Raw genomic sequence first — 11,902 nt, 5'->3', positions numbered from 1 at the left:
AAGAGAAATGGCACGTACTCCCAGCAATATGTTACCTCTTGGCACTAAAGCACCTGATTTTTCACTTTTAGACACTCTAAGTGGTTCTGTTTTAGAGCTTGACCAACTTAAAGGCGAAAAAGGCACTGTAGTCCTTTTTATTTGCAATCATTGTCCTTTTGTAATCCACGTAAATCCAATATTGGTAACACTTGCTAACATTTACCAAGAAAAGGGAATCAATTTTATTGCCATATCTAGCAATGATGTAGAAAACTATCCACAAGATGCCCCAGAGTTGATGACCAAAGTGGCTAAAGAAGAAAACTATCCTTTTCCATATTTGTATGATGAAACCCAAGAAGTAGCCAAGGCTTACGATGCTGCCTGTACACCAGACCTATATTTATTTGATCAGAACTTGGCGCTAGTGTATAGAGGTCAATTAGATGATTCTAGACCGCAAAATGGTATACCACTAACCGGCCAAGACCTTAAAGCAGCCATGGATGCATTATTGAGTGGAGTAGCTATTACAGCAGTACAAAAGCCTAGTTTGGGCTGCAACATCAAATGGAAATGATTACCAGCCCTCTCTTTCTACCAAGTTTTTAATATGTGCGTAGTGATGATTTCCATGATGCGCGTACTTTCCTAAATTTTCCTTTAAGCTTACTACCACATTCCCTTCTGGATGGAGATAAGTTTTCTCAAAATCTTGTGTGGAAAATCCCTTTAACATGTAGACCAACTTTGCATGTACCGCCTTTAAATGCGCTAAGGATAATTCTATTGGAGCATCGTTCGCATCTTTTAGTTTGGACCATTCTTTTTCTTCATATGCTTTTATTAAAGGAGTGTTTTCTGTTAACGCCCATTTAAAACGTACATAGCTGTGATGATGACTATCAGAAATATGATGAATCAATTGCCTTACTGTCCATCCTTCTGGTCTGTATGGAGTTTCTAATTGAGCATTAGTTAATGAAGCAACTAAAGCCTCTAACTTAGTAGGGAGTGCCTCTAGCTCGGCTATCCATTGCGTAATCTCTTTATCTGTAATCGTGGCTGGTGGCTCAAATTTACCTATCGGAAATCTAAGCGATTCTAAAGTAGGAGTTTGCATGCCTAAAGATAAAATTTTAATAGACATTTAACCCCTATAAAACCCAGCTTACTACTTTAATCTAGTATTTTTATAGAGTAAATTAAATTTAAAACGATGGCAACACTTAGACTGGGTGATAAAGCACCCGATTTTACTGTAGATACAACGCAAGGGAGTTTAAACTTTTATGACTATTTAGGCGATAGTTGGGGAATTTTATTTTCACACCCTTCTGATTTTACACCTGTTTGCACTACGGAATTAGGAACCGCTGCCAAATTTAAGGATGAGTTTGATAAGCGTAACGTTAAGATGATGGCATTGAGCGTAGATGGGGTAGAATCTCACCACGAATGGATAAAAGATATTAATGAAACGCAGAACACAACAATTAACTATCCTATTATTGCAGATGAAGATAGAAAGGTGGCAGATTTATATGATATGATTCACCCAAACGAAGACAGTACACTAACTGTACGTTCTGTGTTTATTGTAGCTCCAGATAAAAGTATTAAGTTGATTCTGACTTATCCTGCCTCTACTGGTCGTAATTTTTACGAATTATTACGTGTTATTGATTCCCTACAACTTACCGCTTACCACAAGGTTGCTACTCCTGCAAACTGGAAAAATGGTGAAAAAGTAGTAGTGAGCCCAGCAATACCTACAGAAGAAGCTAAACAATTATTTGAAAAAGGGGTAGAAGAAGTAAAGCCTTACCTACGTTTTACTCCCGACCCTTTAGCGCCAACACAGGTATAAGGCTAAAACACATTATATTTTACAACTTAAACCCTCGCTAAACGAGGGTTTTCTTATGCGCATCAGTTAAAACTGAGTTTACATAATATTTTTTTTGATTTTTAGACGCAACCATCTGCCAATTCTATATCTAAGGGATGAACACCTAACAAAATAAACAACAAAACACCGTGACCACTTTCTTAACAATTTTATTCACTTTATTGGTAATTAATGTTGTGATGTTACTAGTAAGTGTAAATAGAACTAAAGACAGAAAAAGTCTATAGATTTAACAATTAAAGGGTAGGGTTTTACGTTGGTTATTTGTTACTAAAACAAAACACTTGACCATGAACACTTTCTTTAGCGTACTCATTGTATTGTTAGTAATTAACATTTGCCTTTTGTTTATTAGTGTAAACAGAGCAAAATAAAAAACCTCGCAGATTACTGCGAGGTTTTTTTTATCTAAAAGCAGAAAGCTACTTTTTATTTTACATCCATTAATTCTACATCAAAAATTAATGTAGCATCTGGTGGAATAACACCACCTGCGCCTCTACTACCATAGCCCAAATGAGAAGGTATAACAAATCTTGCTTTGTCACCTACTTTTAATAGAGCAATACCTTCATCCCATCCAGAAATTACCTGTCCAACTCCTAATTGAAAATCTATAGGTTGATTTCTTTTAAACGAAGAGTCAAAAACCTGTCCGTTAGGTAGACTTCCTTCATAATGTACAGATACAGTCTTACCTTTTTCTGCCTTAGTTCCATCTCCTTTCTGAATCATTTTATACCTAAGTCCAGATTCTGTTTTGTCAAAACCTGCTGCAAGTTTTTCCAATTCTGCTTCTGCTTTTTCCTTTTGCTCTGCTATTCTTTTTTCACGTGCACCTTCAAAAGTTCTAAAAGCTTCAATAGCATTCCATTTTTCAGCGGCATCACCCACTCTTACAATCTCTAAAGACTCAATTTTATCACCTTGTGCTATAGCATCTACAGTTTCTTGACCAGCTTCTACAAAACCAAAAACAGTATGTTTACCATCTAACCAAGGAGTTGGTACGTGGGTAATAAAAAACTGACTACCGTTAGTACCTGGACCTGCATTGGCCATAGATAGTACACCAGGGGCATCATGTTTTAGTTCTTCCCGTATCTCATCATCAAACTGGTATCCAGGACTACCTGTGCCAGTACCCTGTGGACAACCTCCTTGAATCATAAAATCTGGAATAACCCTATGAAAGCTAAGACCATCATAATAAGGTTTTCCTTGTGGCTTAGCACTATTCTCCATATTTCCTTCTGCTAAAGCCACGAAGTTCCCAACTGTACCTGGGGTTTTGTCGTGTGTAAGTTTTACTAGAATTTCTCCTTTGCTCGTATTGAACTTTGCGTAGATTCCGTCTTGCATTGTTACTTTTTATATTTAAAAGTGCAAAGGTAGTTGATTTTAAGGGTTTAACTTACTAACTAGCCCTTAATTTTAGCAGGTTTTACGGTGCCATAAGTATCAAAAAGATAGACTAAACTGGCCATGGTTGCTGCTCCCAATTCTAGCTCTCTTTTGTTCACATGCTCAAAAGTATCATTCTCTGCATGATGATGATCAAAATAACGCTGGCTATCTGGTCTTAAACCCGCTAAAACAATATTTTCGTCTTTCAATGGCCCTACATCTGCACCACTACCACCTCTAACAAACATGTGTATTAAATAAGGTTCAAAGAGTGATTCCCAACTCTTAACTTGATTAAAATTGGCATCAGAACAATCAAAAGAAAAGCCTCTTGGGGTAAAACCACCAGCATCACTCTCCAAAGCAAAAACATGATTTTCCTTTTTAGACTTTGCTACTTCTGCATATTTATTACCACCGCGCAAACCGTTTTCTTCGTTCATAAATAAAACCACTCTAATTGTACGTTTTGGCTTGTATCCGTTGGCTTTTATTAGGCGTAATACCTCCATGCTTTGTACGACACCCGCACCATCGTCATGGGAGCCATCACCCAAATCCCAAGAATCTAAATGTCCGCCAACTATCATTATTTCGTCAGGAAATTCACTTCCTTTAATCTCTCCAATTACATTATAACTCTCTGTGTCTGGAAAAACTTTACAGGTTTGGTGAAAATAAAATTTAATTGACGGATTAAGTTTTAAAGTGGCACTTAGCAACTCAGCCCCCTTTGTACTAATGGCCGCTGCGGGGATTCTATTTTCTGCGGGTGTATCTCCGTAGCTAATACTACCGGTATGTGGATAGTCATCTAAACGCAAGTTCATGGAACGCACCAAAACACCTACTGCGCCATACTTAGCGGCTTCCATAGCTCCTGCATACCGCTGGTCTACACAACCAGAATACGCTGTAAACGTACTAATCTGTGTAGGATCCATAGGCCGATTGTAAAAAACGATTTTTCCTTCAATTTTTTCTTTTCCTAATTTTTCTAAATCCTCTATCCCTTGCACTTCTACCAGAGCTGCTTTTAGACCACCGTCTGGAGTAGCCACAGAGCCACCTAGAGCACAAATTGGCACATTGGTAGTTAATCCTGGTTGGGTCTCAAAATAAGCAAACTCCGCTGTACCCCTAACCCATTTAGGCACCATTACTGGTTGTAACCAAACTCTGTCTAGACCCAAAGAATCTAGTTGTTTTTTAGTGTATTCTACGGCATGCTGCGCCTGTACAGAACCAGATAGCCTACCTCCTATTTGGTTGGATAAATAATTAAGCCAATCATAAGCTTTACCATTGGTCAATGCTTGGTCATATATTGCTCTCAGCTGTTCTTGGTCCTTATTAATTTGAGCAGACAATAATCCAATAACACCAAGGAATAGTAGTAGTATCGCCTTTTTTTTCATTACGCTTCTTTTTCTAATTGTTGCTTGTAGGTTTCCAAGTTAGCTTTTATTTCAGCGTCCAATTCTGGTTCCTTAACATCTTTATACTTTTTTAACGTTTCTAATAAAATAGTAGCCACTATAAGTCGTGCTGCTTTTTTATTATCTGCTGGTACAATATACCAAGGCGCGTGGGGCTTAGAGGTTTTGTTGAGTGCTGTTTGGTAACATTCTTGGTAAGAATCCCATAGTTGGCGTTCTGCTATGTCTGCTGGAGAGAATTTCCAATTTTTTTCTTGTAAATGTAATCTACGCAATAGCCTTTGGCGCTGTTCTTCTTTAGATAGATGTAAAAAGAATTTAAAAATGAGCGTTCCATTTTCAGAAATATGCCGTTCAAAATCATTGATTTGCCTGTAACGCTTTTCCCAAAATGCATCGTTAACATCTTCTACAGTATTAACATCTGGAAGGTTTTCTCCTAAAATATACTCTGGATGTACCTTGGTCACCAATACATTCTCATAATGTGTTCTATTAAACACAGAAAATTTCCCCCGCTCCGGTAAAGCTATATAATGTCGCCACAAGTAGTCGTGTCTTTTCTCTAACTTAGTTGGGACTTTAAAACTGTGGACCACAACTCCCCTAGCGTTAAGTTCTTTAAAGACTTCGCGAATTAAACTATCCTTGCCTGCCGTATCCATACCCTGCAAACAAATTAGCACCCCGTATTTACCATGTGCATACAAGGTATTTTGAAAATCTGACAATTCTTGACTAACTGTTTTCAATTTTTTACGTAGCAATTTACCGTCTGCGTTAAAGTCGTCAATAGTGGGTATTTGATCTAGCTGTATATGACCGTCTACTTTGTAGTCTGTAATATCAATGTCTTTCATAACCTGAAATATACATAATTTAAAGCTTAATACGAGTTCTATACAGCTAACATACGACAAGTAATTTTCCCGTTTAAAGAATATAAAAGCGGTATACCGATGATATTTTTAAGCACTTGACTTTACAATTAACTTTAGCAGTCCAAATCTTTAAATAATGAAATCCTACAAGTGGCTATTTACCTCAATAGCTGGTCTTACAGGTGCATTGGGTCTTTTGCTCATGGTTTCTTTTACCAAGCTAAACCCGTGCGAATTTGCCTATAAGAACACCGGCTTTATCAAGGACCAAACACAATTGGCTCTTAATGCCCCTTCTTTGGATTTAGCAAAATACCATGCTTACAAAGCCTTAAAAGGTACTTATAACAGCCAACCTAATTTTGTAGAATGTGGTTGCTCCCCAGCAGAATCTACTTTTAAGCAAACCAAGGACAATTTGCGCCAAGCAACAAAAAGTATTGTTTTAGAAGATGCTAAATTGTTTTTGGAATTAGCATTAAAAAACACCGAATTAACTTTAAACAACCTCAACAATTTTGAAATAGAACAATTTAGCACGTATGGTAATGAAGTATTGGTGATGAACACCACAGAGACCAATGAACCCGCTTTATTATTTTTGAATAACGAATCTAAAGTTGATCCGTATCAACAAATGGATAAAGTACTAGAGAAAACCTTAGCTAAATTTGAAAAATCTTTAAAAGAAGTAACAGAAGTAGTTAGCTGTACGGAGGCCAAGAACTTTATTAACGGCACCTTGGAAAGAACTAAAAAAGAAATGGCAAATCCCAATTTAACAGAAGCAAAACGCTTTTATCATCAACAGGTAATACGTATTGCAACGAATACCCTTACAGAAATGGGAAATTGCCAAGACTAATTATTTACTTGCAAAAAGTTTTACATCTTCCTCACTCACCTCTTTACCACCAAGTATAATTAAACGTTCTACCACATTTCTTAATTCGCGTATATTACCAGTCCAATCATAACTTTGCAATAAGGCTACCGCTTTCTGAGAAAAGCTCTTAACCCCTGTACCTTGTTCAGAAGCAATCTTTTGAGAAAAATGAGAAATTAACAAGGGGATATCGTCTCTACGGTCATTTAGAGCAGGGACCTTTATTAAAATTACGGCCAATCTATGATACAAATCTTCACGGAAATTTCCTTCAGCGATTTCCTTTTTTAAATCCTTATTAGTTGCCGCTAGCACCCTAACATCTACTTTTATATCCTTATCACTACCCACTCTAGAAATTTTATTTTCTTGTAAGGCTCGTAACACTTTTGCCTGCGCGGACATGCTCATGTCTCCTATTTCATCTAAAAAAATAGTGCCTTTGTTTGCTGCCTCAAACTTACCAGCCCTATCCTTTACAGCAGATGTAAATGCTCCTTTAACATGGCCAAAAAGTTCGCTCTCTATTAATTCTGAAGGAATTGCAGCACAATTAACCTCAATAAAAGGGGCAGAGGAACGTGGGCTTTTCTGGTGTAACCAATGTGCTACAAGTTCTTTACCTGTACCATTAGAACCTGTAATTAGTACTCTGGCATCTGTAGGCGCTACCTTTTCTATCATACCTTTGATAGTTTCAATAGCTTCACTATTACCTACCATTTCATAATTTTTACTGACCTTCTTTTTAAGAATTTTATTCTCTACCACCAACTCTTTGCGGTCTAAAGCATTACGGACGGTGGTTAATAATCTATTTAAATCTGGTGGTTTAGAAATGTAATCAAATGCGCCTAGCCGCATAGTATTTACAGCGGTATCTAAATCTCCATGACCAGATATCATTATAAACGGAATTTCTGGCTTTAATTTTTTAGCCGCTTCTAACACCTCTACCCCATCCATTTTAGGCATTTTAATATCGCACAGCACCAAATCAAAATCTTCCTTTTTTAGTACTTCTATGCCTTTTGAACCATCTTCTGCTTCTGATAGTTGATAGGCTTCACTCTCTTCTGACAATATTTTAACCAAAACCCTTCTGATAGCGGCTTCGTCTTCTATGACCAATATTTTTGACATTTATTTCGGTTTAAAAGATTCCTATTTTGAATCCTCCCCTAAGGAAAAGATTTTGTTTACTATTCAATAAAAATACATCATTACGGCTGTTATCTCTTAAAATACTTTCTTGATATACAGAATGCCCAACATAGGCATAGAATGCCATATTTTTATTTAATTTATATTGATACCCTAAGGTTGCAATAGCTGCGGATAAAGAAATTTTAGAACCCACCTGGCCGTTATCTAAGGCTATATCATTTTGAATATTTATAAAGTAACCATCCAATAACAATGCCATTTCCCATACATGGTTTTTATTAGAATGATATTTAAAATTAGTTTTAGGTATACCCAATGTGTAGGACCAATTGGGATGGTATCTTTTATAATAACTTACCAAGGGTAATGGTATGGGTAAACCCGTAGTACTGTTATAAGACAAACCCAAAACTATTCTATAGGGTTGATCTGCTTTATTATTTTCTTTCCAAAAAGCAACCGTAGCATTAAAAAAAAAGTCTTCTGTAGAGGTACCTTCCGTAAGGTTACTCGCTAATCTAGGCGTTGCAATACTTACTAAACGCCAATTATCATTCCATTTAGTAATGTACCCTAAATTTAAATCTGTTATGTATAACTTGCTTAAATCTGCCGTACTAAAGGGTAAAACTTTGTCAAAATTAATCCCAAATTGGTTGTATTCTCCACCTACAACAAAGTAGCTATCATTATTCACTTTTAAAGGAATATTCACCCCTACTTTTAAGCGTTCTGTTACAATTCCAGATTCTAAATTTTTAGGGATGTTTAAATATTCTATTTTCAACACATCCGTACTTTGAGCAATAAGCGGCAGGCTCAAAAAAATACATACAACACAGCAAATAACCGCAATAATCTTCTTCTGCATACAATTTATTTTCCGCTATCTATTGCATTATTATGTTGGTATATATGTATATCTCTCTGTGGAAACGGAATAGCAATATTATTGTGTCTAAACTTAGCATCAATATCATACCTAATAGCACTTTTAGTGCGTGGATCTGCAAAACTATCATTAGTAAAATAATTTACAGAAAACACCAATGCAGAGTCTCCAAAATCATCAAATGTTACAAATGGTTTAGGGGTTTTGCGTACTTGCTTTTGTTGCAAAGCAACTTCTTCTAGTAGTTTTGTAACCAAATTTACATCACTACCATAAGCCACCCCAACAGTGACCTTTTCTCTAGTAAGCTTGTGGTTTTGTGTGTAGTTATAGACAATATCACTTATAAATTTATGATTAGGTATGATGATAATTTTATCATCTCTGGTAATTGCCCTGGTGGTTCTCAATTTAATATCAAAAACCTTACCTACCTTTCCATCTATCTCTACAATATCCCCTACGTTGAGCGATTTATCTACGATGATAAAAACCCCACCGATAATATCTTGAAAAAGCTCTTGCAGTGCTAATCCAAGCCCAACGAACAAGGCTGCAGAAGCGGTTAATACAACCGTTACATTAACACCGGCTGCACTTAACGTAAGTAAAATTACAACCAGATAAATAACGTATTTAATAAACTTGAAAACGCTAACAAATTTTAGCGTGTCTTCGTCCGTCATTTTACGGGTAAATAATTGTCTTATAAGACGAAGAATATAACTAGTTAAGACAAAGGCGAGAATCAATACCAACAACAATCCAATGGTTAGGTGTATTGTACCTTCACCAGCTGGTATATGAAAGCCGAAGTTTAAGAACTCTTTAATGGATCCCCAAACATCTTCTTCTATAAGTTCTTTTATTTGCTCTGCCTCTTGTTGCACTTTAATTATATTTTAACCACTTAAACATTTCTTTGTAAGTTGGTTTTTTACCGTACATTAAAATACCAACACGGTAAATCTTAGCTGCTAACCACACAATAGCCAAAAAAGTTAAGACCAACAACACAATGCTTAACACAAACTGCCATATGGGCACCCCAGCTTCTCCTAATCCGCTTGGTAAACGCATCATCATCACGATAGGCGAGGTTAAAGGAAACAAAGAAAACCCTACGGCTATTGGGCCATGTGGATTACTAAACACAGAAAAGAAACCTACATAAATTGCCAACATTAAAGGTAAAATAATAGGAAAGATAAATTGTTGTGTATCTGTCTCATTATCTACAGCAGCCCCTATTGCTGCATAAATAGAACTATATATAAGATAACCTAAAACAAAATAGATTAAAAAAGACACAACAATTAATACCCAAGGTATTTTTAAAAATTCTGCTGCATACAGTAAGAACTCACTGTTTTTATCAGAGCTTATTTCTGCCATGGCACCCATGCCGCCCATAGGGCTAACCGTAGCTCCATTATTCAGTGCTGCCAAATCTATGTCTAAAAAAACCATAGCCAGTGTTAATAAAATAGCGGCAGAAATCACCCAAATAGCAAACTGCGTTATACCTGCCAAGGATGTCCCTATAATTTTACCTAACATCAACTGAAATGGCTTTACTGAAGAAATGATAACCTCTATAATTCTTGATGTCTTCTCCTCTATAACACTACGCATTACAAAACCTCCATAGATAATAATAAACATCATAATAAGATAGCCAAAGCCACCACCAATTATCGCTTTAATTTCGTTTATTCCTTTTAGGTTTTGCTGACCATCAAAGGTGGCTGCTTTTATCTCAAAATTCTTATCAATTTTAGTATATTGCTCTTTAGTCATACCTAAATCTTGTAAACGGTATTGACGTAAGCGTTGCTGAAAAGTACGCTCTAAACGTTCTAAAACACTACTATTAGGGTTGTCTTTAGTGTATAAGAAAGAATTACCCGCAATCATTTCTCTATCTGTACCCGCTGGAATATGTAATAAACCATAGTAGCCCATTTGTTGGGTAGAGTCTTTTGCTTCTTCTAGTGAAAGCCCCTTAAAGGTTACAAATGAAATAGACTCAGAAGGTGTAAACAAATTCTCAAAATAACCACTTTCATTCTGTATTGCAACAACGCGTTTTTCACTATCATTAACCTTAGTTAAATATGCAATGAGCACCACCATACCAACCATTAATATGGGGCTTAAAAAGGTCATGATAACAAAAGATTTGTTCCTAACCTTTGCTAAATATTCTCTTTTAATAATCAGTCTTAGTTTACTCATGCCCTTTTGATTTAATTGCTTGAATAAAAATGTCATTTGCAGACGGAATTGTTTCTTCAAAATGATACAAATTACCGACACCATTTAAATTACGTAGTAATGTGGTAGTATCTGAATCTTCTAGCTTTACAGAAAAGGAAAGTTGTTGATCAGACGAATCATAGAAACTATCTGAAAGTCTGTAATCTGCCTGTAATTTTTGTAAAACCTCTTGGGCATCTGCACTAATCTGCAAACCAATTTTATAAACATTACTTTTAAACTCCCGTTTTATATCTTTTAACTTACCGTCAAGTATTTTTTCTGATTTATGAATCAAGGCGATATACTCGCACAACTCTTCTACAGATTCCATTCTGTGCGTAGAAAAAATGATGGATGTCCCCTGCTTTTTAAGCTCTAGTATCTCATCTTTGATTTTATTTGCATTGATGGGGTCAAAACCGCTAAAAGGTTCATCAAAAATTAAGAGTTTTGGCTCATGTAGCACCGTGACTATAAATTGAATTTTTTGAGCCATTCCTTTAGAAAGTTCTTGAATCTTTTTATTCCACCAGTCGCCTATTTCTAACCGCTCAAACCAATAAAGAAGTCTTTTTTTTGCCTCCACTTTGCTCAAACCTTTTAATTGCGCTAAGTACAAAGCCTGTTCACCTACTTTCATACTTTTATACAATCCACGCTCTTCTGGCAAATAACCTATAGTGGCAATGTGTTTTGGCGCTAGTGGTTCACCATCAAACAACACCTGACCTTGGTCTGGATACGTTATTTGATTAATAATACGTATTAAAGTGGTTTTACCTGCACCATTTGGCCCCAAAAGACCGTAAATACTATTCTTTGGAATATTTATGGAAACGTTGCTTAAAGCGGTATGTTCCCCAAATTTTTTGGAGATATTCTCAGCAACAAGAATTGAACTCATGTAAACAATTTTATCAAAGATAAACTAAAGCCGAATTTATCTTAAAAAGAGACAACAATAAATTACAAAACCCCTAAAAAACAAAACCCACCCTTAAACAAATAAGGATGGGAAAAAAATTGCTATGAAAAAGAAAATTAGATACCACCGTAGCGGTATCAATTTCAAAT

The 11,902-nt window shown here is 36.1% G+C and carries 12 protein-coding genes; 3 read left to right on the top strand and 9 right to left on the bottom strand.

Going from position 1 to position 11,902, the window contains the following annotated elements:
• The first annotated feature begins 7 nt into the window (after positions 1 to 7).
• Positions 8 to 562, top strand: a complete 555-nt coding sequence (locus HCO57_RS12825) for a thioredoxin family protein (protein ID WP_167989340.1) — start codon at positions 8 to 10, stop codon at positions 560 to 562.
• On the opposite strand, the gene HCO57_RS12820 is transcribed toward HCO57_RS12825, so the two are convergent.
• Positions 563 to 1,132: a YfiT family bacillithiol transferase gene (locus tag HCO57_RS12820; RefSeq protein WP_240729821.1), complete on the bottom strand. Its 570-nt coding sequence runs from the start codon at positions 1,130 to 1,132 to the stop codon at positions 563 to 565.
• 69 nt (positions 1,133 to 1,201) lie between these two features.
• On the opposite strand from HCO57_RS12820, the gene HCO57_RS12815 reads away from it, so the two are divergent.
• Positions 1,202 to 1,852, top strand: a complete 651-nt coding sequence (locus tag HCO57_RS12815) for a peroxiredoxin (protein ID WP_136951294.1) — start codon at positions 1,202 to 1,204, stop codon at positions 1,850 to 1,852.
• A gap of 471 nt (positions 1,853 to 2,323) precedes the next feature.
• On the opposite strand, the gene HCO57_RS12810 is transcribed toward HCO57_RS12815, so the two are convergent.
• From HCO57_RS12810 to HCO57_RS12800, 3 genes are read right to left on the bottom strand one after another with little or no spacing between them, the layout of a single operon-like run.
• A complete protein-coding gene (locus tag HCO57_RS12810) occupies positions 2,324 to 3,256 on the bottom strand; it encodes a peptidylprolyl isomerase (RefSeq protein ID WP_136951295.1) in 933 nt (310 codons plus the stop codon).
• Between the two features lie 59 nt (positions 3,257 to 3,315).
• Positions 3,316 to 4,719 carry a M20/M25/M40 family metallo-hydrolase gene (locus HCO57_RS12805; RefSeq protein ID WP_167989339.1) on the bottom strand — a complete coding sequence of 468 codons (1,404 nt, stop codon included), beginning with the start codon at positions 4,717 to 4,719 and terminating at the stop codon, positions 3,316 to 3,318.
• Positions 4,719 to 5,600: a PPK2 family polyphosphate kinase gene (locus HCO57_RS12800; RefSeq protein WP_167989338.1), complete on the bottom strand. Its 882-nt coding sequence runs from the start codon at positions 5,598 to 5,600 to the stop codon at positions 4,719 to 4,721. The genes HCO57_RS12805 and HCO57_RS12800 overlap by 1 nt, the downstream gene beginning before the upstream one ends.
• Before the next feature lie 157 nt (positions 5,601 to 5,757).
• Here HCO57_RS12800 and HCO57_RS12795 point away from each other — a divergent pair, with 157 nt between their 5' ends.
• Positions 5,758 to 6,486, top strand: a complete 729-nt coding sequence (locus tag HCO57_RS12795; protein WP_167989337.1) for a hypothetical protein — start codon at positions 5,758 to 5,760, stop codon at positions 6,484 to 6,486.
• On the opposite strand, the gene HCO57_RS12790 is transcribed toward HCO57_RS12795, so the two are convergent.
• Genes HCO57_RS12790 through HCO57_RS12770 form a run of 5 tightly spaced genes read right to left on the bottom strand, consistent with a single transcriptional unit; the run spans position 6,487 to position 11,732 of the window.
• Positions 6,487 to 7,650, bottom strand: a complete 1,164-nt coding sequence (locus HCO57_RS12790) for a sigma-54-dependent transcriptional regulator (RefSeq protein WP_167989336.1) — start codon at positions 7,648 to 7,650, stop codon at positions 6,487 to 6,489. It lies immediately after the preceding gene.
• A 10-nt stretch (positions 7,651 to 7,660) separates the two neighbouring features.
• The gene (locus HCO57_RS12785) at positions 7,661 to 8,545 is read right to left on the bottom strand and encodes a DUF6268 family outer membrane beta-barrel protein (protein ID WP_245167591.1); all 885 of its coding nucleotides are present in this window, start codon (positions 8,543 to 8,545) and stop codon (positions 7,661 to 7,663) included.
• A gap of 5 nt (positions 8,546 to 8,550) precedes the next feature.
• On the bottom strand, positions 8,551 to 9,456 hold the full coding sequence (locus tag HCO57_RS12780) for a mechanosensitive ion channel family protein (protein WP_136951301.1): 906 nt from the start codon (positions 9,454 to 9,456) through the stop codon (positions 8,551 to 8,553).
• A 1-nt stretch (position 9,457) separates the two neighbouring features.
• Positions 9,458 to 10,804, bottom strand: coding sequence for an ABC transporter permease (locus HCO57_RS12775; protein ID WP_167989335.1), 1,347 nt, complete (start codon positions 10,802 to 10,804; stop codon positions 9,458 to 9,460).
• Positions 10,797 to 11,732, bottom strand: a complete 936-nt coding sequence (locus HCO57_RS12770) for an ABC transporter ATP-binding protein (protein ID WP_167989334.1) — start codon at positions 11,730 to 11,732, stop codon at positions 10,797 to 10,799. The genes HCO57_RS12775 and HCO57_RS12770 overlap by 8 nt, the downstream gene beginning before the upstream one ends.
• Positions 11,733 to 11,902: the final 170 nt, after the last annotated feature.

Source organism: Croceivirga sp. JEA036, from assembly GCF_011882165.1.
GTDB lineage: Bacteria > Bacteroidota > Bacteroidia > Flavobacteriales > Flavobacteriaceae > Croceivirga.
This window is presented reverse-complemented; position numbering and strand designations above follow the sequence as displayed.

What these genes read in the sequence shown, in the direction of transcription:
- HCO57_RS12825 (WP_167989340.1), top strand. Translation starts at nt 8, where the DNA reads ATGGCACGTACTCCCAGCAATATGTTACCTCTTGGCACTAAAGCACCT.
- HCO57_RS12820 (WP_240729821.1), bottom strand. Translation starts at nt 1,132, where the DNA reads ATGTCTATTAAAATTTTATCTTTAGGCATGCAAACTCCTACTTTAGAA.
- HCO57_RS12815 (WP_136951294.1), top strand. Translation starts at nt 1,202, where the DNA reads ATGGCAACACTTAGACTGGGTGATAAAGCACCCGATTTTACTGTAGAT.
- HCO57_RS12810 (WP_136951295.1), bottom strand. Translation starts at nt 3,256, where the DNA reads ATGCAAGACGGAATCTACGCAAAGTTCAATACGAGCAAAGGAGAAATT.
- HCO57_RS12805 (WP_167989339.1), bottom strand. Translation starts at nt 4,719, where the DNA reads ATGAAAAAAAAGGCGATACTACTACTATTCCTTGGTGTTATTGGATTA.
- HCO57_RS12800 (WP_167989338.1), bottom strand. Translation starts at nt 5,600, where the DNA reads ATGAAAGACATTGATATTACAGACTACAAAGTAGACGGTCATATACAG.
- HCO57_RS12795 (WP_167989337.1), top strand. Translation starts at nt 5,758, where the DNA reads ATGAAATCCTACAAGTGGCTATTTACCTCAATAGCTGGTCTTACAGGT.
- HCO57_RS12790 (WP_167989336.1), bottom strand. Translation starts at nt 7,650, where the DNA reads ATGTCAAAAATATTGGTCATAGAAGACGAAGCCGCTATCAGAAGGGTT.
- HCO57_RS12785 (WP_245167591.1), bottom strand. Translation starts at nt 8,545, where the DNA reads ATGCAGAAGAAGATTATTGCGGTTATTTGCTGTGTTGTATGTATTTTT.
- HCO57_RS12775 (WP_167989335.1), bottom strand. Translation starts at nt 10,804, where the DNA reads ATGAGTAAACTAAGACTGATTATTAAAAGAGAATATTTAGCAAAGGTT.
- HCO57_RS12770 (WP_167989334.1), bottom strand. Translation starts at nt 11,732, where the DNA reads ATGAGTTCAATTCTTGTTGCTGAGAATATCTCCAAAAAATTTGGGGAA.